General features: G+C 65.4%; 16 protein-coding genes. 13 read left to right on the top strand and 3 right to left on the bottom strand.

Annotation, left to right across the window (positions count from 1 at the left end):
* Positions 1-875 precede the first annotated feature (875 nt).
* From KF838_00525 to KF838_00480, 10 genes are all read left to right on the top strand, one after another.
* Entirely contained in the window at positions 876-2,489 is a 1,614-nt protein-coding gene (locus tag KF838_00525; protein ID QYK48352.1) for a DNA modification methylase, read from the top strand.
* Complete coding sequence (locus KF838_00520; GenBank protein QYK48351.1) at positions 2,489-3,301, top strand: hypothetical protein; 813 nt, start codon at positions 2,489-2,491, stop codon at positions 3,299-3,301. Before KF838_00525 ends, KF838_00520 begins: the two co-directional genes overlap by 1 nt.
* Before the next feature lie 173 nt (positions 3,302-3,474).
* Positions 3,475-5,121, top strand: coding sequence for a phage terminase large subunit (terL, locus tag KF838_00515; protein ID QYK48350.1), 1,647 nt, complete (start codon positions 3,475-3,477; stop codon positions 5,119-5,121).
* Positions 5,122-6,220: 1,099 nt separating this feature from the next.
* Positions 6,221-6,919 carry a hypothetical protein gene (locus tag KF838_00510; GenBank protein ID QYK48349.1) on the top strand — a complete coding sequence of 233 codons (699 nt, stop codon included), beginning with the start codon at positions 6,221-6,223 and terminating at the stop codon, positions 6,917-6,919.
* A gap of 8 nt (positions 6,920-6,927) precedes the next feature.
* A complete protein-coding gene (locus KF838_00505) occupies positions 6,928-8,316 on the top strand; it encodes a TolC family protein (protein ID QYK48348.1) in 1,389 nt (462 codons plus the stop codon).
* Entirely contained in the window at positions 8,313-10,019 is a 1,707-nt protein-coding gene (locus KF838_00500; protein QYK48347.1) for an efflux RND transporter periplasmic adaptor subunit, read from the top strand. Before KF838_00505 ends, KF838_00500 begins: the two co-directional genes overlap by 4 nt.
* A 15-nt stretch (positions 10,020-10,034) precedes the next feature.
* Positions 10,035-13,721, top strand: coding sequence for an efflux RND transporter permease subunit (locus KF838_00495; GenBank protein ID QYK48346.1), 3,687 nt, complete (start codon positions 10,035-10,037; stop codon positions 13,719-13,721).
* Between the two features lie 170 nt (positions 13,722-13,891).
* Positions 13,892-14,206 carry a cation transporter gene (locus KF838_00490; GenBank protein QYK48345.1) on the top strand — a complete coding sequence of 105 codons (315 nt, stop codon included), beginning with the start codon at positions 13,892-13,894 and terminating at the stop codon, positions 14,204-14,206.
* 54 nt (positions 14,207-14,260) lie between these two features.
* On the top strand, positions 14,261-14,713 hold the full coding sequence (locus KF838_00485; protein ID QYK48344.1) for a metal-sensitive transcriptional regulator: 453 nt from the start codon (positions 14,261-14,263) through the stop codon (positions 14,711-14,713).
* Between the two features lie 42 nt (positions 14,714-14,755).
* The gene (locus tag KF838_00480; GenBank protein ID QYK48343.1) at positions 14,756-17,257 is read left to right on the top strand and encodes a copper-translocating P-type ATPase; all 2,502 of its coding nucleotides are present in this window, start codon (positions 14,756-14,758) and stop codon (positions 17,255-17,257) included.
* Between the two features lie 1,147 nt (positions 17,258-18,404).
* Here the strand turns inward: KF838_00480 and KF838_00475 are convergent.
* The 3 genes from KF838_00475 to KF838_00465 form a co-directional block, all read right to left on the bottom strand.
* Complete coding sequence (locus tag KF838_00475; protein ID QYK48342.1) at positions 18,405-18,614, bottom strand: hypothetical protein; 210 nt, start codon at positions 18,612-18,614, stop codon at positions 18,405-18,407.
* A 127-nt stretch (positions 18,615-18,741) separates the two neighbouring features.
* On the bottom strand, positions 18,742-21,558 hold the full coding sequence (locus KF838_00470; GenBank protein QYK48341.1) for a protein kinase: 2,817 nt from the start codon (positions 21,556-21,558) through the stop codon (positions 18,742-18,744).
* A 21-nt stretch (positions 21,559-21,579) separates the two neighbouring features.
* Positions 21,580-22,206 carry a sigma-70 family RNA polymerase sigma factor gene (locus KF838_00465; protein QYK48340.1) on the bottom strand — a complete coding sequence of 209 codons (627 nt, stop codon included), beginning with the start codon at positions 22,204-22,206 and terminating at the stop codon, positions 21,580-21,582.
* Positions 22,207-22,333: 127 nt separating this feature from the next.
* On the opposite strand from KF838_00465, the gene KF838_00460 reads away from it, so the two are divergent.
* The 3 genes from KF838_00460 to KF838_00450 all read left to right on the top strand — a co-directional run bounded on the left by KF838_00460 (position 22,334) and on the right by KF838_00450 (position 25,265).
* Positions 22,334-22,987, top strand: coding sequence for a hydrolase (locus KF838_00460; protein ID QYK48339.1), 654 nt, complete (start codon positions 22,334-22,336; stop codon positions 22,985-22,987).
* Positions 22,988-23,146: 159 nt separating this feature from the next.
* Positions 23,147-24,079 (top strand): pirin family protein, encoded by a 933-nt coding sequence (locus KF838_00455; protein QYK48338.1) that lies wholly within the window; start codon positions 23,147-23,149, stop codon positions 24,077-24,079.
* Between the two features lie 178 nt (positions 24,080-24,257).
* Positions 24,258-25,265, top strand: a complete 1,008-nt coding sequence (locus tag KF838_00450; GenBank protein QYK48337.1) for a zinc-dependent alcohol dehydrogenase family protein — start codon at positions 24,258-24,260, stop codon at positions 25,263-25,265.
* The last annotated feature ends 8 nt before the right edge of the window (positions 25,266-25,273 follow it).

Below are 25,273 nucleotides of genomic sequence, written 5' to 3'. Positions count from 1 at the left end.
CTTGTTGGGTATGGAAGCCTTTTGAACCCGCTGTCCGCAGCTAGGACAATCTCCAACACGCCTCCCGAGGGACACCCGCCCGTTCTGGCAATGGGCGCGTTGCGCGCGTTTAACTACCGCATGCCCCAGTCTGCGATCGATCGATATGGAGTAGCAGCTGGGCCAAGCGAGCGAGCCGCACTGAACACAGAGCCCACTGGCTCAGTGGAGCACATCCTCAATGGACGCTTGCTCGAAGTAAAGGCAGAGGACATACCTGCCCTGAGAGAACGTGAGAAGCAGTATGATCTCCGGCCTGTAGCATGCGTGTGGTGGCATGGCATCAACACCGTGCCATTCACAGCGTATGTCTTATGCTGTCCGCCAGGCGGAAAGAACGGCGAGGCATACGTGGATGATACATTGAAGCCGTATCGACCGTATTACGAGCTCTGCCGTGACGGCGCGGCACTAGTCTCCGACGAGTTTCTTGAGACCTTCAAATGCACGACATTTCTGGCTGATCGTGCCACAGATATGCGCGTCTGGGAGCGAAGCTGTTAGTCCGTACTGACCGCCGCTTCCCAGCTTTCACCATGCCAGTTGGGTATGGGGCCAGTCTGCGCTCACCAGACAAGACACGACACCAGTTCCTTTCCTTCGTGGAAGTCTGCCGCCCTTCACGCCCTCCCTCGCGGCATCGATACGCCCATCTCGTTTACAACCTGTCGCTTCGTAGATTCGCGCCACGGGCCCGCTACACTCGCACCGAACGCACATAGACCCTGCCCGTCGCGGGGTCGTAACCAAGAGGAGGTTCGTTATGAAGGTATTTGCTCATCAGCACCCGGTCGGTCCTCGTCATAGGCACCGACACCGAGCCAAGGAGTACCCGCATGTCACGGACGATCCGTTCTCGTTCCAGTTCCCGCCCGATCCAGTCGAGTAAACCCAGCACCACACCCTCCAAGACCACGCCTCCGAAGCAGAGTGCCGCACGCACGCGAGCCGACAAGCCCGTCGCGGACGCCGTACCCGCCGCATCACGCGGCTCGCCGAACACAAGCCCGCCCGCCTCGCTCCGGCTCGAGCGCATCGCCGCTCGCCGCATCAATCCCGCCCCTTACAACCCGCGTCTCGACCTCAAGCCGGGCGATCCCGACTATGAGAAGCTCGCGCGCTCGGTCGACGAGTTCGGACTTGTCGAGCCGCTGGTCTGGAACCGCCGCACCGGCAACCTCGTGGGCGGCCACCAGCGTTTCAAGATCCTGCTGGCTCGGGGCGTCAAGGACGTCGACGTCAGCGTCGTCGACTTGCCCATCGAGCGCGAGAAGGCCCTCAACATCGCACTGAACAAGATCTCCGGCGACTGGGACGAGCGGAAGCTCGGCGCCCTGCTCGACGAGCTCACCGCAACGCCCGACCTCGACGTTCTGCTCACGGGTTTCGACATGGGCGAGATCGACGGTCTGATCGCAAACTCGCGGCTGGAACTCGACCCCTCACGCGAGGAATCGTTCGACATCGAAGAAGCGTTGCGACTGGCGGGCAAGGGCCCTGCCATCACGAAGCCCGGCGACCTCATCACACTCGGGCGCGACCCGCGTCTCCAGCATCGCCTGCTCTGCGGCGACTCCACCGATCACGCGCAGGTGCGTCGCCTCATGAACGGCGAGCGCGCCGTCTTGTTCGCGACGGATCCGCCGTATCTTGTTGCTTACGACGGCACGAACCATCCCGGCAAGGGCAAGGCCAACAAAGACTGGAGCGATACCTACGGCGTGACGTGGGACGATTCCGTCGAAGACACGGCGCTCTACGACGGCTTCATCGGTGCCGCCGTCGCGGAGGCCATCGCGCCCAACGCGGCGTGGTACTGCTGGCACGCGTCGCGCCGCCAGGCGATGCTGGAATCCATGTGGATCAAGCACGGCGCGTTCGTGCATGCCCAGATCATCTGGGCCAAGAACCGCGGCGTGCTCACCCGCACCTGGTACGCCTGGCAGCACGAGCCGTGTCTGTTCGGCTGGATCGTCGGCAAGAAGCCGCCGCGCCGCTCGAGCACGTATCTCTCGACTGTCTGGCAGATCCCCACGATCCCCAACGGCGACGAGCGGCCCGAGCACCCGACACCCAAGCCGCTCGACGTCTTCACCATCCCGATGGACCAGCACACGCGTCCCGGCGAGATCTGTTACGAACCCTTCGCCGGATCCGGCAGCCAGTTCATCGCGGCCGAGACACTCGGACGCCGCTGCTACGGCATCGAGATCTCGCCGACGTACTGCGACCTCATCGTCCGCCGCTACATCGCCTTCGCGGGCGAGGGCGCGGTCGATCCCGCGATCGCGAAGAAGTATCGCCTGACCGATCGGCAACCAGCGCGTGCATCGGCCGCGCCGAGTGATCGCAGCGCCGCACAGACCATCGAAGCGAAGGCCCCGGCAGCCAATGCACGCCGCGCATCCAAACCCGCAGCACGCTCACGCTCGACGAAAGGGGGACGCTGATGGCAAGGCGAACCCGCACGACGCGCTCCAAGAACCACAAGCAGCCCGCCCACCCGGAACGCAGAGCGAGCGACGGCCAATCTCCCGCTGCGTCCGACTTCCACGGGGCACCCCACCTGGGTCCCGAAGCCATCACGCCCTCAGAGCGGACAGTCCTCTCCCTCATCCGGGATGTTCGTGAAGGGCGCATGTCGGGCGTCATGCTCCACAGGGACGACCGCCTACGCGTCGTCGAGCATCTGACGGCCGAGGGGTACTCCGGGCCGGAGATCGCAGAGGTCCTGAAGGTCTCGGAGCGCACCGTCATCCGCGACCGCATCGCCGTCCGCGAGATGAACGCCCTCTTGCCGAGCCCGGAGCTGGTCGGGCAGGTTGTGGGGCACCTTGTCCGCGGCGCCGAGCAGGCGATAGGCCGCCTGCGCCGCATCGGGCGCGAGGCAGGGATCAAGCCCGCGGAGAGGATCGAGGCCGAGAGGGTGACATGGCAGATCCAGCGTGAGCTCGTGGTCACGCTCCAGGGCCTCGGCTACCTCCCCACCGCCTCCACCACTCTCAACGCGCACATCACGAACGGCGAGGAACTTCCCCAGACCGAGGCGCTCTTGGCCGAGATCGAGCGTCTGGAATCACTTCCGGCACTCCAGGCCGCGGACGGCACACTGATCGTCTCACCCGAACTCTCCGAACTCCGCTCTGTCCTCACGCGTTCCGTCGTGGCCCAGCGGCTGCACACGTTGGCTCGCGGCGATGACTCTCATCCGGACTCGCCCCGAGCCGAGGGCCATGTCGACGACACGGGAGGTGACGCATGAAGTCTCGCCCCCCACCTGCCCCCCCACCTGCCCCCCCACCGGCCCCCCCACTTCATCAACACCCACTTCATCAACACCCACCGCATCAGCCCACTCCACATCGGCCCCCACTGCGTCACACGCCCGACCCGCAGCGCGCCGGCGACGCTCGTTCCGTAGCAGAGTCCGCGGCCATGCGGGTCTCAAGAGTCCGCTGCGAGCGGGCTCGGCTCTCGCCGATCGAGTTCCTACGCATCTACCTCCCGAGCTACGCGCAGCAGCCATTCTCGCGCATGCACATCGAGATGGGAGAACTGATTGTGCAGGCGTCGGAGCGACGGGGAGCACGCGTGGCGATCGCCGCGCCACGCGGCCACGCCAAGAGCACGGTCGTCACACTCGCGACCATTCTCTGGTGCATCGTCTTCAAACTGGAGGACTACATCCTCCTCGTCTGCGACTCGCAGGATCAGGCCGTGGGCCATCTCGCATCGGTCCGCGAGCAACTGGAGAACAACCCACGGCTCCGGGAGGACTTCCCGGATGCGTGCCTGGTGCCGCCCGCGTCGCGCCGGCCGCAGGTCTGGCGGCGGAACGAGATCGTCACCGGCAACGGCGTCAAGGTCTCGGCCCTCGGCTCCGGCACCAAGATCCGCGGCCGACGCCACAACCAGGCCCGGCCCGGGCTGATCGTCGCCGACGACATCGAGAACGAGACGATGGTGCGCAGCCCCGAGCAGCGGGAGCAGCTCGCGCACTGGTTCAACGGCACGCTCTTGAAGGCCGGTGACGCCATGACGAACGTGCTCGTGGTCGGCACCATCCTGCACCATGATTCACTCCTCGCGACGCTGACGGACACGCACCGGAGCCCGGGATGGCAGAGCCGCATCTACCGCGCCATCGAGCAGATGGCCGACAATGAACCGCTCTGGGAGCAGTGGCGATCGATCTACACGGGCCTTGTGGAGGATGCGCCCTCGGGTCCTGCCGCCGCCGAACAGTTCTTCCACACGAACCGAGACGCGATGCTCGCTGGCACGAGGGTCCTGTGGCCCGAGCGCGAGAGCTACGAACAGTTGATGATCATGCGCCTGATCGAGGGGCAGGCGAGCTTCGACGCCGAGAAGCAGAACCACCCCGTCGATCCCGAGCGTGCGATCTTCCGAGAGCGCGACCTGGTCTTCTGGGACGACCACCACATCGGCGAGGCCGAGCTGCTGGTCTCCCTGCGAGGGCCGCTCGCGTTCTACGCCGCGTGCGACCCGAGTCTCGGCCGCCTCGGGCGGCACAACGACGACACGGCGATCATCGTGGTGGTACGGGACAAGGCGACGGGCGTCCTCTACGTCCTCGAAGCCGACATCACGAAGCGCACACCCAACTCGACGATTGAGCACCTCATTGAACTGGGGAAGCGTCGCAGCTTCACGCATGTCGGCATCGAGACGAACCAGTTCCAGCACTTCCTGGCCGACGAGCTGACGCGGCGAAGCAACACCGCCGGGCTTTGCCTTCCGGTTCGGAAGATCACGCACACGTCAGACAAGCTCGGACGCATCCAGAGTCTGCAGCCGCTGGTGGTCAATGGCACGCTGCGTTTCAGCCGCAAGCATCGGAAGCTGATGGAGCAGCTGATCCAGTTCCCCTTCGCGGCCCACGACGACGGGCCGGATGCGCTCGCGCTGGCCGTCGAGGTCGTGCGCCAGCCGGTCTGCTACGTCACCGATCTGGATGCCCTTGCCCGCCGCAGAGCCAACGCGGAAACACCCGAACAGCGGATGGCGAGACTGCTCTACGATGACAATCCGCGGATCTGGAAGAACATCGCAAGATGGTGAGGGTGGCTGGGCAAGTTCTGGGTCAGCGATCCGGATGCGCCGCTGTTCTGAGATGGGCGGCAGGAGTCCTACGGGCAGCGGATGCTGTGCCTCCTGAACGACGAGGATCATCCGGCGTGGAGGGAGATTGCGAGGGCGTGAGTGAATCCACTCTTGCATCAGCATGAGCGCGTCGCTCTCACCCACCCAGCCGCTGGATCGGACCGGCGGGATGCTCCTGTCGACCGGCTGGCTGAGGTTGCCGCCCAGTCGATCGGAGCCTCAGATCTCGCTTCCGCGTGCCGTCTCATACCTGGTCGTGGGAGCCTTCGATGCACCCGTTCGGAGCCCCGGATACTGCAACACGATTCCTGCGTTCATGGACGAGGGATCCGACGCGATAGCCCTGCACAATTGCGTAACAAAGACGCACTCACATTGGTCAAGGGCATTGACTGATCCAAACGCGCGATGTATACTCCCCCGCAGTATGATTCGACGTCTTGCCCACTACCGGAATATCGTCGCCATCCTCTGGGTGGTGGCGATTCCGTTCTGCTGCTGCAACTTGCGCACGCTTCTGGCGGGGGATATGGCGCGCCGCGCGGCTTCCTACTCAGATGATGGACCTGTTCTCGCTATGACGAGCCCGACAGAGGACCAAGGCCCCCGCGCTCGCAGTTGCTGTCAGGACAATTCGGCGACCAGGAGCGGGGCCTCTCACTCGGGGCCGCAGAACGACCCGTCGGATCAGCAGCGGGACTGCTCATGCGACAAGAGCGGGGGGAAGATGCTCTCGGTCGAGAAGTCTGCCCTGGAACTGCCGGCCCAGGTTGTTGTCGCGGCTCTCGAATGGGCCCCACGGCCCGAACTCCGGCATCCGGACCCGGTCCGGGGGCATGTAGAGTTTCCTCCTGCGGATCACCGATCTCTGACTTCGCTGGTGCGCATGCACTGCGCGCTCATCGTGTAGCAATCCAAGGTCCGGCCGTTGCCCCGGAGCGTCCTCCGACGCTTCTCCCGGGGGCGCTTGCGCCGGACGCCTCCTCGCGCCCACATCTCAGCTCCCTCTTTGCGATCCCGCGTTCCCTGTTCATTCCCCGATTGACGGAGGTTCAACATGTTCATTCGCACAAGCATCACTCTCGCCGCACTGCTCGCGGCTGGCACTCTGCTGGCCGGCGCCGCCCAACCCGGACACCACGACCATCACGCTCCCAAGTCGACGCAGCCCAGCCCGCAACCAGCCAAGGCGGCCAATGACCGCTGCCCGATCCAGGGCGAGGAAATCGACGCGGAGACCCCGATGCGCCAGTGGAGGGGGCACTCGATCGGTTTCTGCTGCCCAGGCTGCGACAAGAAGTGGGACGCCAAGCCCGACGCTGAGAAGGACGCGTTCCTCGCGAAGTACGTGAAGCTCGCGCCGCCAACCCCGGCGGTCGATCTCGCGCGGCGGTTCCAAGCCGCGAGAGCGGCCGGAGACACCGCTGCGATGGACCGGATGTTCTTGGGAGAAGGAAAGGCCGCCGTGCTCCAGAACGGGAGAGACGCCGGCACTTGGGAGCGATACCGAGAGGAACACCTCAAGCCCGACTTCAAGGCCTTCGGCGCGACAGCCTGGCGAACGGTGACTGAGTCCGAGACTTCGATCGGCGCGGCGACCATCGTCAGCCAGATCGTGGCGCTCACGTCGGGCGAAGGTTCGAAGAAGCGTGAGCTATCCGCCGCGGTCACGCTGGTCGTCGTGGATGATGGCGGCACGCCCAAGGTCGCCCACATGCACTGGTCTTCAGACGAGGTCGTCGCGGGCAAGAAGTGAGGTAACCCATGAGACTTACCACCCACCAAAGGCGCTTGCTCACGGCCACGCTGCTTCCCGCAGCGCTGCTCGCAGGCTGCGGTGGCACGCCCATCGCCACAGAACGCGAGGCGAGGGCAAACCTGGAGAGCGTCCGGTCTGCCTATCGACCCGGGGACGCAAAACCCGAACTGCCGTCGCTCAGCAGCGCGTCGCCGCTGGCGGACTACTTGCGATACGCCATGCTCAACAACCCGCGTGTTGAGGCCGCGTACTACGCGTGGGCCGCCTCCGTCGAGCGCATCACGCCCGCGCGGTCGCTGCCCGACCCGCGTCTGACTTTCGAGGCCGACATCACCGACGTGCTGGATGCGGTCATGCCCGGCCTCATGCTCGACCTGCCGGGACCCGGCAAGCTCCGAGCGGCCGGTGATGTGGCGGCGGCGGAGGCGCGGGTGGGGTACTTCGGCTTTGAGAGCCAGGTGCTCCGGGCTGCGTACGCCACCAAGTCGGCGTACATCCGCCTTCACTTTCTTGAGGACACGATCCGAGTGCAGCGCGAAGCGCTCGCTCTGCTCGGCGACGTCGAGTCGCAGGCGGAGCAGCAGCTCGGTGCCGGACGCGGAACGATCCAGGACGTTCTGCGAGCCCAGATCGAGCGCGAGCAGCTCTCCAACCAGATCGCCAACCTGGAGGACTCGCGGGGCGTGCTGGAGGCCGAGTTCCGGGCCGCGCTCGGTCACTCACCCGCGGATGCATCGGTGCCCGTCCCCGGCACGTTTGAAATCGGAGCGTCGCCCCCGTCCGCGGACGCGGTGCTGGAGATCGCGGCGGAGCGCAACCCGGTGCTGCGGCAGATGCAGGCCGATGTGCGCCGCGGCGAGGCCATGCTCGATCTGGCCCGCACAAGCCGGGTACCGGACTTCACGGTCGGTATCGAAGCCGATGTGAAGGCGAATCCCATCATGTGGCGTCCGACGGCCAGCATGACACTTCCGATCTGGCGCGACAAGATCGAGGCCGAGATCGCCGCGGCGCAGGCGGATAAGCGGTCCGCCGAGGCGCGGCTCTCCGCCGAGCAGATCGCCATCGCCGCCGAGCTTGCCTCCCTGCTCTACTTGTACCGAGAGAGCGGGCGCAACGAGGCGTTGTTCGGATCGTCGCTCTTGCCGAAGGCGCAGCAGTCGCTGGATGCGGTCCGATCCGGCTACGTGACCGGTCGTTCGACGTTTCTGGACGTGATCGATGCCCAGCGCCGCTTGCTCGAGTTCGAGCTCAGCGCCATCGAGGCCAGAGCGCAGAGGGAGCTGGCGATTGCGTCCATCTCACTCCTCATCTCGGGATCGGCTCCGGACGGAGCCCCGGTCCTGCCCATCAGCACTCCCGACCGCGCGCAGCCGAAGGAGGCCCGTCCATGAAGCGCAACACCATCATCTTGTCGGTCCTTCTCGTTGCCGTGCTTGCCGCGGCTGGCGGATACTGGCTGGGGAGTGGCGGCGGCCATCGGCCCCCACCCGCCAGCGGAGCCCCGGCCGGCCCGGCACCCGCTCCTGCCAAGCAGACCTACACCTGCTCGATGCACCCGCAGGTGCGTCTCGATCAGCCGGGTGATTGCCCGATCTGCGAGATGCCGTTGATCCCGGCGGCGGCGGCGACGGCGGGTGCGGCGGGTGCGGCGGGTGAAGCTCCCACGCTCCAGCTCTCCGAGCACGCGCTCGCTATGGCGAGCGTGGAGACGGTTGCGGTTGAGAGCCGGCCACTGGCCCGCGAGCTGCGGGCGGTCGGACGCATCGAGTACAACGAGTCCTCGCTGGCAACGATCACGCCGCGCGTGGACGGCTACGCGGAGCGGTTGTTTGTCAACTTCACGGGCGTTGCGATTCGCCAGGGCGACCACCTCGCCGAGGTCTACAGCCCCGAGCTGCTGGTGGCACAGCAGGAGCTCCTCATCGCGATGCAGGCGGGCGACGCGGGCGAGGCGCTGGTGAACGTCGCCAAGACTCGGCTCCGTCTGCTCGGGCTCACCGATGAGCAGATCGCGCTTCTGGTGGAACAGAAACAGACCACCGACCGGGTCACGCTCTACTCGCCGATCAGCGGCACGGTCATCGAGAAGGCGATCGTCGAGAAGGCGTCCTTCAGAGCCGGCGACATCCTGTACCGGATCGCCAACCTCGATTCGGTCTGGGTCTACCTGGAGGTGTACGAGTTCGATCTGCCATGGATCCGGCACGGCCAGAGGGTGCGGCTGTCGGCGGAAGCGATCCCGGGGCGCACCTTCGAGGGGCTTGTCACCTTCGTGCAGCCCATTGTGAACGACCAGTCCCGGACCGTGCGCATCCCCGTCCACATCGACAACACGGACCACGCGCTCAAGCCGGGAATGTTCGTGACCGCGTCGATCGAAGCATCGCTGACGGCCGAGGGCCGGGCCGCGCCGACGGGCGTCGAGGGCAAGTACACCTGCCCGATGCACCCGCAGGTGCTCAGGGAGGCCGACGGCGAGTGCCCGATCTGCGAGATGTCTCTGGAGCAGATCCCCGGCGACCCGGTGGAGGTCCACGGCGATGCGTCGGCGCATGCGGCCGACGCCCATGCGCACGAGGCGGCACCCGGCGAGACGCCCTCACTCGCGACCAAGTACTTCTGCCCGATGAAGTGCGAGGGCGAGAAGACCTACGACCAGCCCGGGCGCTGCCCGGTGTGCAAGATGAAGCTCAAGGAGATGCCGGCGGAGGCGGGCGCGTCGGGCGGTACCGGCGGCGTGCTGGCGGTGCCGGTGGCGGCCGTGCTTGATTCCGGGACGCGGCGGATCGTCTACGTGGAGAAGGCCCGGGGCTTGTTCGAGCCGCGGCAGCTCACGCTCGGGCCCAGGGCCGGCGCGTACTACCCCGTGCTGTCTGGCGTCTCCGCGGGCGAGCGTGTCGTGACGCGGGGCAACTTCCTCATTGACAGCCAGTTCCAGGTGACGGGGCACCCGAGTCTCTTCTACCCCGGCGGTCTGCACGCCACGATGGGCCACGACCACGGAGCGGCCGCGTCCGACGCGCCGCAGACTCAGCCCGACGCGGCGCCTTCTCCATCGCCACCACCTGCCCCCACCGGCGGCCACAAGCACTGAGCGAAGGAGCCACCCATGGTCAACGTGATCATCCGCTGGTGCATGAAGAACACGTTCCTGATGACGCTGATCCTGCTCGGCATCTGCGCTGCGGGGTACTGGGCGATCATGCGCCTGCCCGTGGACGCCATCCCGGACATCGGCGAGAAGCAGGTCATTGTCTACGCCGACTGGGAGGGCCGGAGCCCGCAGGACGTGGACGATCAGGTCACCTATCCGCTCACGACGAGCCTCACCGGCACGCCGGGCGTGAAGGCGATCCGCTCCATGTCCGGCTTCGGGTTCTCGATGGTCTTCGTGATCTTTGAGGACAGCGTCGACTACTACTGGGCGCGTTCGCGCGTGCTCGAACGGATGAATGTCGCTCAGCAGCGTCTGCCGGAGGGCGTGACGCCGGTGCTGGGGCCGGACGCAACGGCCCTCGGTCAGGTGTACTGGTACACGGTCGAGGGCGAAGGGTTCGATCTTGCGGAGTTGCGATCGATCCAGGACTGGTACATCCGCTACCAGCTCCAGACCGTGCCCGGGGTGAGCGAGGTGGCCAGCATCGGCGGCTTCGTCAAGCAGTACCAGATCGACATCCACCCCGACAAGATGCGGGCCCATCGCGTGACGATGATGGAGATCGTCGAGGCCGTCGGCAAGAGCAACATCGACGTGGGCGCGAAGGTCATTGAGCAGAGCGGCGTTGAGTACTTCATCCGCGGCCTGGGGTTCGTCAAATCGGTGGAGGACCTCGAGCGGGTGGTGATCCGCCAAGAGGGCGGCACGCCACTCTATCTGCGGAGCGTGGCGACGGTCCAGCTGGGCCCGGACTTCCGGCGTGGGGCGCTGGACAAGGGCGGGGTCGAGGCCGTCGGCGGCGTTGTGCTGATGCGCTACGGCGAGAACCCCCGTGAGGTGGTGGCGCGCGTCAACGAGAAGATCGCCCAGCTTGAGGCGGGCCTGCCCCGCAAGACGCTGGCCGACGGCCGGGTGTCGGCCGTTCGACTCGTGCCTTTCTACGACCGCACGACCATCGTGCAGGAGACGATCGACACGCTCAAGGAGGCGCTGTTCGAGGAGGCGTTGATCGCGGGATTCGTCGTGCTGTTCTTTCTCATGCACCTGCGCTCGACGGCAACCGTGCTCCCGACGCTGCCTCTGGCTCTGGCCGGCTCGTTCATCCTGATGTACGCGTTCGGCGTCGACAGCAACATCATGTCGCTCGCCGGGCTCGCGATCGCCATCGGCGACATCGCCGACATGGGCATCATCATGACGGAGAACATCTACCGCCGCATCGCGGGCGCGACGCCCGAGGAACGACGGGAGAAGGGCCACTTCGGGCTGGTGTACGAGGGCGCGACGGAGGTCGGGGGCGCGATCATCACGGCGGTCACGAACACGATCGTCTCGTTCATTCCGGTCTTCTTCCTGACCGACCAGGAAGGGAAGCTGTTCCAGCCGCTGGCGTTCACCAAGACCTTCGCGATCGGGTCATCGGTCGTCCTCGCCATCACGGTGGTGCCGTTCCTGTGCTACCTGCTCTTCCGGCCCGTGAACTGGAAGCTCCGCACGACGCTCGCCCTGGCCGCCGGAGTGGGCGTGCTGGCGGCGTTCGCGACTCAGTTCGCGTTCATGTGGGGTCTCGGGGGAGCGCCCGATCGCGGCTGGCTGGTCGCGGCCGCGGTGGGGATCGGCGTCGCGCTGTGCGTGATCCGGATGACGCGGGAGAAGTTCCTGCCGCTGGAGCAGAACCCGGTGTCGCGGGTCATCGCCCGCGCATACGTCCCGACGCTCCGCTGGATCCTCAACCACAAGAAGTCGTTCCTGGTGGCTCCGGTCCTCATCCTCTTCGTCGGGCTCTCGGTCTGGCTGGGCATCCACCGCACGCTCGCGCCGCTGGAGTGGGGCGTGAACGCGTTTGCGCACGAGCCGGCCTCGCCCGAACTCAAGCGTCTCATGTACGTCGACCCCGACTCGGAGCTGACGCGTCCCTTGATGGAGCTCGACCAGCTCCGGTGGCAGCGCATCGGTCTGGCCGACGGCTCCGAGCGCACGCGGCTTCTGTGGCGTCGCCAGGACCCTGCGGAGAGAGATGCCGAATCGGCCGCAGGCCTCGCCGTGCTCAAGGAGGGCCGCATTCTCCCGGGCCTGGGACGTGAGTTCATGCCGCCGCTGGATGAGGGCTCGCTGCTCTACATGCCGTCGCTCTTGCCGCAGGCATCGCTCTCGCAGGCGGTCGAGGTCAACAGCAAGCAGGACCTGGCCATCGCCAGCGTGCCGGAGGTCGAGAGCGTGGTCGGCAAGATTGGGCGGGCCGAGTCCGCGCTGGACCCCGCGCCGATCGGGATGATGGAGTCCATCGTGATCCTCAAGCCGGAGAGCCAGTGGCGGACACGCCCCGTCGAGCGTGTGTTCTCCGACTGGCCCGCTGCGCTCCGCACGCCGCTTTCCTGGGTCTGGCCGGAAGAGCGTCGCATCACCAAGCAGGAGATCCTCGCCGAACTGCAGGAGAAGACCGCGATCCCGGGCGTGCTTCCCACTTGGCTGCAGCCGATCCAGACGCGGCTGGTCATGCTGCAGACGGGCTTCCGGGCGATGATGGGCGTCAAGATCTACGGGAGTGATCTCCGCGAGATCGAGAGGGTGGGCCTGCAGATCGAGCAGCTTCTTCGGGAGGTGCCCGGCGCTACGGACATCGTCGCCGACCGCATCGTCGGCAAGCCCTACATCCAGATCGAGATCGACCGAGAGCGGATTGCCCGCTACGGCGTCAACATCCGCGACGTGCAGGATGTGATCGAGGTTGCGCTGGGCGGCATGAATCTCATGGAGTCGGTCGAGGGCCGCGAGCGTTATCCGATCCGCGTCCGGCTGGCCCGCGACTTCCGCGAGGATATGGATGCGATTCAGCGGATCAACGTCCCCTCCTCCACTGGAGCGCAGGTGCCCCTCGCGCAACTGGTGTCGATCTCAACGGTGCTGGGCCCGCAGGAGATAAAGGGCGAGCGGGGGCTGCTCGTCGGCTACGTGACGATGAACACGCGCGACCGCGACGAGGTCTCGGTTGTGAAGGACGCGGAGCGCGTGCTCCAGCAGGCCCTCAAGGACGGGCGGCTGACGCTCCCGCCCGGCACCTACTGGGAGTGGTCCGGCCAGTTCGAGAACCAGGTGCGAGCCACCAAGCGGATGCAGATCCTCGTTCCGATCACGCTGGGCATCATGTTCGTGATGCTGTACCTCGGCTTCTCACGCTGGTGGATCGCCCCGATCATCTTCTTCGGCGTGCTCGTGTCGGCGTGCGGAGGGTTTATCATGCTCGCGCTCTGGGGCGTGAACCTCTCGGTGGCGGTATGGGTCGGCTTCTTGGCGCTCTTCGGTGTCGTGGACGACGACGGAGTTGTCGTTTCGACTTATCTCGAAGGGGTCTTCAAAGGAGGTCGATTCAACTCCATCGGAGAAGTCCGTGAAGCCGTGATCGTGGCCGGTCTCAAACGCATCCGCCCGTGCCTCATGACTACCGCTACGACCTTCTTTGGACTCATGCCCATCTTCTGGGCGACCGGTAGAGGTGCCGATGTCATGCGGCCAATGGCCATCCCGATGATGGGCGGCATGTCCGTATCGCTCATCACGCTGTTCATCGTGCCGTGCGTCTTCTGTGCCGTCGAGGAATGGAAATGGAGCCGTGCCCGCCGCAGGCAGCTCGCGGCATGACATCCGCGGCGCCGAGGGACGCCCGCCGGCCGAGAACTCGATGTCGTTCGGCATGTGAACGCGTCCATCGAAGGGCGCTGGGATGAGCGAATCGGTGAAACGTCGGAAGAACGAGAGCATCAGAGTTGTATCACATACTCTGGGGGAGTATATTTGAACAGGTGCTTCACATGACCACGACGACCCAATCTCAGCCGGCTCGATACACCCTCGCCATCGACGACATGAGCTGCGGCCACTGCGTCCGGGCGGTCTCCGGAGCGCTCGGACGGGTTCCCGGCGTCACTGTCCGCTCGGTCGCCGTGGGCAACGCGGAGATCGAAGCCCCCGATGGGCTGAGCGTCGCGGCGGCACTGGCGGCCGTCGAGGAGGCGGGATATCCGGTGCGAATCAGGGAGACCAGCCCCTCAAATGGCACGGCCACCCAAAGTGCGTGCTGTGACTCGGGCAATCCCGGCAACATCCGGCGTGGCTGCTGTGGTTGAGTGAGCGCATGCGCCGGGTCCCTGTGAGGGTCTTTGTCTGAAGGATGATCAGTCATGAAGAGACGCAAGAAGTCCGGATCGAAGAGCGAGACTGCGAGCCCATCCCGCAACGGACACGTTGCTGACGGCGCTTCGGGGACCGGCGCGAAGGCCGCCGCTTGCTGCGGCTGCGCGGCGACAGACGTGACAGCATCGACGCTGGATGGGTTCGGCCCCGGCGCGCACGCCGCGGGCGTCGACGCCGGTCTCAAGGCCGCCAACCTCCGGCACCTCAGGCGCATCGAGGGCCAGGTCCGCGGCATCGCCGCGATGATCGAGGAGGACCGCTACTGCGCGGACATCATCCAGCAGTGCGCGGCGGTGCAGGAGTCGCTGCGATCCGTGGCGAAGAACCTGCTGAGGAACCACCTCGGGCACTGCGCCAGCCGCGCCATGCACGGCGACAAGCAACAGCAGGACGCGATGGTCGAGGAGCTGATTGAACTGGTCGGAAGGATCGCACGTTGAGCGCGACGGTGCGCCACGCGTCAACGCACAAGGGCAAGAGCCATGACTACCAAGAACGCTGGCGATGACCGCGCGCCCGCGCACGGCGATACCTCGCACGGCTCCACGCCATCGCACCCTTGGCAGCCCGTGTCGGAGCGGTGCGATCTGCCGATCGAGGGCATGACGTGCGCCTCGTGCGCCATGCGCATCGAGAAACGCCTGGCCAAGCAGCCCGGCGTCACCTCCGCGAGTGTCAACTTCGCCACCAAGGTCGCAACGGTGAAGTTCGATCCGGTGGCTACCGGCCCGGAGGCCCTGGCCAAGGCCGTGGACGACATCGGGTACAGGGCGATCGTGCCCGCGGCCCGATCTGCCGGCCCTCGAGCACCGCATGGACAGAGCGGCCACGATCACGCGGCGATGTTGCGCGAGACGGACTCGACACGGCTTCGGCCACACGCCCACGGGCAGCATGCGGCGGCTGGCGGAGACGACCATTCGGCCCACATGAGCGTGGGCGAGGCCGAGGCACAGCGCCTGCTGGTCAAGATCATCGTTGGGGCGACCCTTTCGCTGCCGGTGCTTGTCATCGCGATGTCGCACGGCACGATCGACGCGTTCAATGTTCCCTGGATCAACTGGCTCCAGCTCGCGCTGACCACGCCCGTGCTCTTCTGGTGCGGGTGGCAGTTCTTCCGCTCGGCCTGGAAGGGTCTCCGGCATTTCAGCGCGAACATGGACACGCTGGTCGCGATGGGCACGGGCGCGGCGTACGTCTACTCGCTGGCGGCGACGGTCTGGCCGTCGTTCTTCGCGGGTGTGGCGGGCGGCGCTGCGGGGGCGGGCGGAGCGGCACACGTTGCGCACGCCGCAGACGTAACGGGCGGGACGCACATGGTGCCCGTCTATTTCGAAGCCGCCGCGGTCATCATCGTGCTCATCCTTCTGGGCAAGTACTTCGAGGCCCGGGCCTCCGGCCGAACCACCGCAGCGATCAAGCGGCTGATCGGCCTGCAACCCAAGACCGCCCGGGTGCTGCGGGACGGCGTCGAGGGCGACGTGCCGATCGAGGCCGTTGTGGTCGGTGACCGCGTGCTGGTGCGGCCCGGCGAGAAGATCCCCGTGGACGGCACGGTCGAGAGCGGGCAGTCGGCGGTCGATGAGTCGATGCTGACCGGCGAGAGCTTGCCCATCGAGAAGAAGGCCGGCGACAGCGTTTTTGGCGCGACGATGAACACGACCGGAGCCCTGCGGCTCATCGCGACCAAGGTGGGGGCCGACTCCGCACTCCAGCAGATCGTGCGGCTGGTGCAGGAGGCCCAGGGGAGCAAGGCCCCGATCGCCCGCCTTGCCGACAGGATCAGCGGCGTCTTCGTGCCCATCGTGATCGGCATCGCTCTGGCGACCTTCATCGTGTGGTGGTACGTGTCGCCACCAGACTCCCGGTTGAGCATGGCTCTGGTCACGGCGGTGTCGGTGCTCATCATCGCGTGCCCGTGCGCGCTCGGATTGGCAACGCCAACGGCGATCGTGGTCGGCACGGGACGCGGGGCCGAGCAAGGCATCCTCATCAAGGACGGCGAAGCCCTGGAGACTGCGCACAAACTGACCGCGATCGTGTTCGATAAGACGGGGACGATCACACACGGGAGGCCCGCGGTGACGGATGTCGTCCCTGCCGCGAACTCGGGCGTTGACGCTGAGGAACTTCTGCGGCTGGCGGCCTCGGCGGAGCGTCACAGCGAGCACCCGCTCGCCGCGGCGATCGTGCGCGAGGCGACTGCCCGGGGCGCGCGACTGGTCGAGCCCACGGAGTTTGGCGCGATCGTCGGGCATGGTGTCGAGGCGAGCGTGGATGGGAAGCGGCTGCTCGTGGGCAAGGCGGCGCTGCTCGAACAGCGCGGTATCGCGATCACCCTCGCGGACAAGGGCGCGGAACTGGCGGCGATGGGGCGCACGCCGATGTTTGTTGCGATCGATGGGCGTGAGGCGGGGATCGTGGCTGTCGCTGACACGATCCGGCCGGAGTCAAAGGAGGCGGTCGAGACGATGCGCGGGCTGGGGCTGCGGGTGGTGATGATGACCGGCGACAACCGGCTCACGGCGGAGGCCGTGGCGTCGCAGGTGGGGGTCGATCAGGTCTTTGCCGAGGTGCTGCCGAAGGACAAGGCCGACAAGGTTCGATCGCTGCAGGAGGAGGGCCATGTCGTGGGCATGGTGGGCGACGGCATCAACGATGCGCCGGCGCTCGCGCGGGCGGACGTCGGGCTCGCTGTCGGTACGGGGACGGACGTCGCGATGGAGTCGGCGGACATCACGCTCATGCGGGGCGATCTCCGCGCGGTGCCGCAGGCGATCGCCCTCTCGCACGCGACGATGCGGACGATTCGTCAGAACCTCTTCTGGGCGTTCATCTACAACGTGGTGGGCATCCCCGTCGCGGCGGGCGTGCTCTATCCGCTTACCGGGTGGTTGCTCTCGCCGATGATCGCGAGCGCTGCGATGGCCTTCAGCAGCGTGAGTGTGGTGCTGAACAGCCTTCGACTCAAGCGTGTCCGGTAGCGACCGTCGTCGAACGAAAGCGTGTTCCCAGCACACGATACCTGCGGACCACCGTTCCGGTGGTACCCATTCGCTACGGGCGCGACATACGGCGTTTCGGTCAATGCGGTGCTCACCTTTCTGGCCCTGCGCGCTCTGGGGCGGGGCTTCCGATCTTTCTTTCGACGCGTCGGCTGATCGTTGCCGGGAACCGAATGACACCAGCCCTTTCATTTGTATCGTGCGAGCGAGGTTCACTCGGAATCCCATTCGACGGACCAAATGCCTAGAAGGCGAAACGGCAACGCCATGAGTGGTGGCATGGGTGTGTGCCAAGGCCTGAGCGGCCGCAGGTTCCCATGTATCTCGTGGCCGTGCCGCACTTCTCCACCTGTATCGTGTCTTGCATTGCAGATCGATCGTGCTGTAACCTGCTTTATGACAACCCTTTATGCGCCTTTTGTGCGTAGACACACATGACAAATCTGCCACCCTCCACCCCACCGATCCCGACATTTCTGGACATTTCATCACACTCTGCAACTCCCCTGAGTTGCCATTTCCTGCCAGTTTGTGCCAATCTGGACGTTGTTGATCGGTCTCTGATCGCCCAACCGGGGTCCGAATCCACTTTGTCTTCGCGCCGAGTCTCGCACGATCTGCGACTCCGGCAGGACCAGTTCAAACACAGGCCGATTCTGACACGCCGGCGCTCTCCCCGTTCCAAACCCGGACTCTCCGGGCCGTGACTCCGTCGCTGCGGATCCGCGGCCAGTTCCTCGCGGACGTTCGCGAGATTCCCGCGAGGCCGGATTCTCAGAACCCAGAATGTCGCGCCGGTTCCGCCTCTTTGGGGACCGGATTCTGAGTCGGCGAGTTTGGCAGTGTCTCGGGCCGCGGTGCGCGCTCCGATTGTTCTGAGTCGCCCACTTTCGCGTGAGCCGCGGCTCGGGCACGGAGGCATGCAGTGTCTCGGGCCGCATAGCGAGCTCCGATTGTTCTGAGTCGCCCACTTTCGCGTGAGCCGCGGCTCGGGCACGGAGGCATGCAGTGTCTCGGGCCGGAACCGCGATGCTTCTGGAGCCGAGGCGCATGAGTTCTCACGCAACTGGCGTGAGACGGGATGCTGGCGTGTCGGGCGGGTGGTGATGTCGTGAGTTGGGGCCGCTCAGCTGCCGTGCGTTGGCAGGCCCAGTCGAACCGCCTGCAGCGACCAGTCGAGCGAGTCCGCCGCGTCGTGCAGGTCCTCGAGCGCGATCCGCGGGCTGAGCGTGCCGGTGAGCGCGGCACGGATCGCGGCGGGTGAGAGCCGCGTCAGGTGCAGCAGATGATGGACGCGGCTGCGGTGGATGCCGTGCTGACCCGATACGACCTTCACAAGGCCTCCAGATCGGTTCGCCCGCGCCACTCGGGGGGCAGTCCGGGGTGGGTCCGGGACGAGTCGTGACGCATTCGGCAAAGTGGAATCATCGAACTGACGCACGCGTGCCGAAACTCGGACCTCGTCATTGTGCGAGATCGTGCTCTACTTCGCGACGCAGGATCTGGGCTTCAAGCCAGTTGTGAAGATGCATCCGCTCGGGCATGCCCTCGCTCTGGTCGAGCCAGTCGGCGGCCTTGGCGAGCCACTGCCTCGCCTCATCGCGCTGGCCGAGGCTCACGTGCGCCCGTGCCAACCACACCCAGTTGATGACAGCTCTCACAGGGTCCGAGTCGATCTGGATGCTCTGCATAAAGACCGGCACGGCATCGCCCGGTCGGCCCTCGCGGCAGAGCAACGCGCCGCGCAGCGTCAAGGCCCAGTGTGACTGCAGAGAGCCCTCAATCCCGACACGACCGATATGTGATGCAATCGCCAGTTCGTCCTCACTCATCGCCCCGAGGGTGAAGGCCCTTGCGACGAGGTACTTCCGTAGCTCCAACGGCTCGCACCGCTCCAGCATCGAGCGGCACACGTCGCGGTACGAAGCCACGTCTCCCGCCAGAATCAGAACCGCGGCAAGCTCGAACCACGCCTCGCCCGCGCTGGCATAGAGACCAGCTATAGCTTGAGCGTAGTGCTCCGCGGCACTGCACCAGTCGCGCCGCCCGGCCGCGGAACGGGCCTGACCGAAGTGAAGCCAGTCCTGATATGAGGCAATTTCGGTATCGCCGGGAATGGCCGCGAGCGCCTCGCGGCTCACTTGCTGAGCCTCGTCCAACCGGCCGCAGTTCGCCAGCGCGAGCACCAGGCTCACCCAGCTCCTCACATACTTGGGTTGAAGCGCCACAGCTTTGCGGAGTGGTCCGATGGCCGCTTCCGGGGCGCCGTGGTGGATGAGAGTCCACCCTAGTGTCGTCCATGCGGCGTAGTGCGTTGGCCGGAGCGAGACGGCTGTCCGGTAGAACTGGATCGCCTCCTCATATCGCTCAGCCCGCCGAAGCGAGTTGCCTAGTTCAAGGTTCACCCAGAAGTCCGCCGGATCGCGCAACTGAGCGTCGCGCAGGATCTCGATGGTCGCGTCATTGGAGCCAAGATCGCTGAGCCGAAGACCGACGATGACGAGTTGATGCACAGGCGGCGCGGGGACCGCGGTCGGAGCGTCCCGCACGAGCTGCTGGAGACTCGTCAGGTCGTGCCACGTCGCAAGGTCGTGAAAGCGATCCTGCCACGGGTCGGATGCGGCCGCTTGCGCAACCGCGAGCAGTCGCCGCAACTCATCGTCGGAGCTGCTGAAAAGCTCGATGAACGCGGCGTGGTCCAGCGCCGGCAGGAGGACATCGCGCAGTGGCGACGCGCGTACTCGGGTCGCGGCCGTCGTCGGGTCGACTTCACGCCCGATGCCGATCCTTATGAAAGCGCTCGTATACGCGTCGCGCGCAGGAAAGAAGGTGTATCCGACGGTGGCGGGCTCCGGGAAGCTCTCTCGGATTCGGTCCAGTTCGCGAGCAACTTCGAACTCCTCCGCGGCCAACGCCAGACGCGACTCGAGCTCCGGCGACTCGGCATCCTTGAGGTGAGAGCGTGCGGTACTGAGCACCACCGCTGCCTCGGCCCATTGACGGCTCCGCACCAGCCGCTCGAGCAGCGGCAACTCCGATTCGATGGCAATGCGGGCGCTCACCTGACGGACGACACGCTCAGTGTGACGAGCGTTCTCCACGCGTTGGAACCAGACTCCTCCCGCGATCATGGCCGCGAGCGTGACAACTGAGAACGCGATCGCTGCAGCCGCCGTTGGCCGCCGCCGACACCATTTCACGGAACGCTCAGCGATGCCAACCGGCCGTGCGAGGATGGGATCGCCCCGACCAAAGCGTTCGATGTCATTCGCGAGATCTGCCGCGCTGCCGTAACGCCGCGCCGGGTCCTTCTGAAGGCACTTGAGGCAGATGGTCTGCAGGTCGCGCGGCACGGCGGGATTGAGGTGGGTCGGGGGAACGGGCTCGTCGGATATGACCTGACGCTGTGTTTCGGCTGCGGTCTCGCCGCGGAACGGGGGACGCCCAGTGAGCAGCTCGTAGAGGATCGCTCCAAGAGCATAGATGTCTATGAGGGGACAGAACTCGGTGGCGGCTCCTAAGGCCTGCTCGGGCGCCATGTAGCTCGGTGTGCCCAGATGTGTGCCCGTGATGGTGATCGCTGTGCTCTGGCCCGGGTAATCCGAGCGCCGCGCCAGACCAAAGTCAGCGATCTTCAAGGTGCCATCGGTTGCCACCAGGATGTTTCCCGGTTTGAGGTCGCGGTGCATGATGCCGCCGGCGTGCGCGGCGTGAACGGCTCTCGCGAGGATCGAGATAGAGGCCGCCGCCTCTCGGGATGAGCGAGGGCGGCCGTCGAGTTGCTGTGCGAGGTTCCCTCGCTCGACAAGCTCCATGACGAAATACGGGCGACCGTCACACTCCCCCGCATCGAACACCTGCACAATGTTCGGGTGGCAGAGGGCAGCGACAGCTTCCGCTTCGCGCCTGAATCGCTCAAGTTCGAGCGGCCCGGCGTATCCCCCTGCGAGCAGCATCTTGATCGCGACGTGGCGATTGAGCTTCAGATGGCGTGCCCTGTAGACAATCCCCATACCTCCGGTGCCGACGACGCCCTCGATGTGATACCCCGGCAACTGCGGGAGCTCGTTTGCCGGTGCCTGCCGAGCTTGTCGACCAGCGCGAGTGTCCCCCGACGGCATGACGGCATCCAAGTGGTCTTCCATCGCCCGCGCCCGCGCGAGTCGCTCTCTGACTTCGGGCAATAGATCCGGGTACTCCCGGCAGGCTTCCTCGGCCGTCAGATCGGAGCCGAGAATCTCCTCAAGGAGAAACTGGATGCGTGATTCGTGCACCGACATAGAAGCTCCAGCGGCTCCGCTTCACGGTTCACTCGGCAGCGAGTCCACGGGCCGAAGATCGCCGACAGTGTGACTGAGGAGAAGCACCGCACGGTTCACTCGCCGCTGGACAGTCTTCACCGAAACATCAAGGATCTCCGCGGCTTCGCCTCGCGTGAGCCCTTGAATGCGAATGAGACTGAACGCCTCGCGCTCCTCTTCAGGAAGGTCGTCGATCGCCTGAAAGAGCCGACGAGCTACGGGGCTGACCTGGGATCCCGTCGATTCCGCGGCGGCCGCATGGCCGTCGGGAATCTGCGCTGCAGGCGGTTGTTCATCTAAGCGTCGGGCCAGGTCATTCAGTTCCCAGCGCATGTGCTGGTTGGCGATGGCGAAGAACTGACGCACGTTCCCGGGCCTTGCCTTCCGCATGGCCTTCAGCAAACGCTCAACCACGGCCCCAAGCATCTCCTCAGTCTGGAGATTCAAGGGTGCCCGTGTAAGCCGGGGATAGCTCCGAAACAGAAGGGCCCCACAGAGCAACTCCAGGCGTCCGACCGAGCGGGCAAGCAGATCTCGCACCAACGGCTCGGCCAGCGAATCGCCCTGGAGCCCGGCGAGTTCATCCAGATACCCCTGAACTGCGAGAGTGGTGTTCTGCTGGTCCACGGCTCCGGATTGTACCTCAAGCAGCAGCAACCCGGCACATCTGGAGCGCGGTGACCCAGCCCCACGCTCAGAAGAGTTGAGCGAGGCCGAGTGGTCCCATCAGTGCACATCAGCAAAGGAAATCACTATGAGTATCAGAAGCGGACTGTCCTCACTTCTCCGCCCCGAAGAGTCAGTGCTCGTTCTGATCGATCATCAGCCCTACCAGCTGGCAAACTTGAACAGCCACGATCCCCACATGGTGGTCAACAACTCGGCGGGATTGGCGAAGGCCGCCAAGGTCTTCGGCGTCCCGACCATTCTGACGAGTGTGGTCGAAGATCGCGGCGGCCGCATCTTCCCACAGATCACGGATGTGTTTCCCGGCCAAGCGGTGATCGACCGCACCCTGATCAACACCTGGGAGGATCCGAAAGTCGTCAATGCAGTCAAAGCGACCGGGCGCAAGCAACTGATCATCGCGGGACTGTGGACCGAGATCTGTGTCGCGATGCCGGCGATCCAGGCTGCGGGGGAGGGCTGGGACGTGACAGTCATCACCGACGCGTGCGGGGGCATATCGGTCGAGGGGCATCAGGTGGCCATCCAGCGCATGATTGCAGCTGGCATCAACATGATGACATGGGTGGCGCTCGCATCGGAATGGCAACGCGATTGGGCGCGGGCTGAAACTGCCGCGGCGATCAACGCAGTCGTCATCCAAAACCTTGCCGGGAGCGGGATCGCCTATCTGTGGGAGCAGCAACTGCTCAACACTCCGGTGCCCGACGCAGCAGGCTGATGTCGGCCGGAAGTGGGTCTGCTGGCAACCTTCGTATCCGCCGCCACACTCGCGGCCACGCGGTCGCGTTGGTACGAGAAAGCACGACCGCATGGACATACCACGAGGTAGACTGGGCGCGAGCGATCGTGCAGCGGGAGCCCCGCGGAAGGAAAGCCAATGAGCTGGTTGCCAACAGCCGATGCCGACAGCGATCTGAAATGTCCCGCTGGCTTAGAGATGGTGATCCTCCCCCGCGCGAGCGATATCGGCGGATTCGAGGTGCGTCGGGCTCTTCCTTTCCGTTCGAAGCGAATGGTGGGTCCGTTTATATTCTGGGATCAGATGGGCCCGGGCGAGTTCCTAAGCGGCAAGGGCATCGACGTTCGCCCGCACCCGCACATCGGGCTCGCGACGGTGACCTACCTGCTCAACGGTTCGATCGACCATCGGGACTCCTTGGGCAATGACCTCCGCATCCACGCTGGCGACGTGAACCTCATGACAGCAGGCGCCGGGATCGTCCACTCTGAACGCACTGGTAAGGACGTTCGCGAGCAGCCATCAAGACTCTTCGGCGTGCAGAGCTGGTTGGCACAACCACGAACCCAAGAAGAAGGCGACCCCGAGTTCACCCGCGCTCGTCGGCAAGACCTACCGACTTTCGACGAGCCGGGAATCTCGGGCCGCCTGATTCTCGGCGAGTTCATGGGTATCCGGTCGCCCGTGGCCACGCAGTGGCCGACTCTTTACGTCGACGTCTGCATGAAACCGGGCGCGAAACTCGGCATCCCCGCGACAACCGAGGAACGCGCCATCTACACGCTTCTTGGTCACATCGAGATCGGCGGCATCCGCTTTCCGCCGCAACAGATGCTCGTCCTCCGCCCCGGCGACGAAGTGACGGTCATCGCCCACGATGAGGCGCGCTTGATGGTCCTCGGAGGCGCGGTGATGGACGGACCACGCTACATCTACTGGAACTTCGTGTCCTCTTCCAAGGAGCGCTTAGTGCAAGCGAAAGAGGACTGGAGAAAGCGTCGCTTCCCGATTATCCCCAGTGATGCCAACGATTTCATTCCGTTGCCGGACGGACCCTCTCCTTCTGGCTGACACGATGCAAGGGTGTACCGAACTCGAGTCGTTCAGTCGCGGTTCGGTGCGAAGAAGGCGGCCGCTTCTCAACGGCTACGGGCATTGCCGCTACCGGAGTGGGTGGGCCGTGTGCACAACGTTGAGAAAGAACCGCCCGTCCCGGCGCGCACACGCAACCACAATGAGGAGCACCGACATGACTGATCAGATGAAAGCCGTTGTACTCTCCCGCTTCGGAGGGACCGATGCATTTGAGCTGCTCGATGTCCCTGTTCCGCGAGTCGAATCCCGACAGGTTCGGGTTCGCGTCCATGCGACCGCCGTCAACCCGCTCGATTATCAGATCCGACGCGGAGACTACAAGGATCATGTGCCGCTCCCGGCGATCATCGGGCATGACGTCTCTGGCGTCATCGAGGAAGTTGGATCCCGTGTGACCGAGTTTCGTGTCGGCGATGCGGTGTACTACACGCCGCGAATCTTCGGCGGCCCCGGCTCTTACGCCGAGCAGCATGTTGCCGATGTCGAACTCGTCGGCCGCAAGCCGGAGAACCTCAGCCACCTGGAGGCGGCGAGTCTCACGCTCGTCGGCGGTACGGTATGGGAGGCACTGGTGACGCGAGCTGTGCTCACCGTGGGGGAGACGATTCTCATCCATGGAGGCGCGGGCGGCTTGGGCACGATCGCGATCCAGGTCGCGAAGGCGATCGGCGCTCGAGTGATCACCACAGCGAAAGCCGGCGACCATGACTTTGTGCGCTCGCTCGGAGCGGATGCGGCGATCGACTTCACTTCGACGGACTACGTCGATGCCGTCGCCGAACTGACGCGAGGCAAGGGGGTCGATGTCGTCTTCGACACCATTGGCGGCGACACGCTCACACGAAGCCCGCTCACACTCGCCGACTTCGGACGCGTCGTCAGCATCGTCGACATCGCACAGCCGCAGAACCTCATCGAGGCGTGGGGCAGGAACGCCGCATACCACTTCGTCTTCACACGACAGAACCGAGGAAAGCTGGACGCGCTCACCACGCTGGTCGAGCGCGGTCTCGTGAAGCCGGTCATCGGCGCGACTCTTCCGCTCGCGAGAATGGGCGAGGCCCATGAGCTCCTTGAAAGCAGACGGTCGTATGCACTCCGCGGCAAGGTCGCGATCGATGTAGCGGGCGAAACGGTTGCGCTCCCGCCGCGCGTCTCGTAGCGGAGCGC

The organism is Phycisphaeraceae bacterium (assembly GCA_019454185.1).
Lineage (GTDB): Bacteria > Planctomycetota > Phycisphaerae > Phycisphaerales > UBA1924 > JAHBWV01.
Note: the sequence above shows the minus strand (reverse complement) of the source record. Positions and strands in the feature narration are given on the sequence as shown.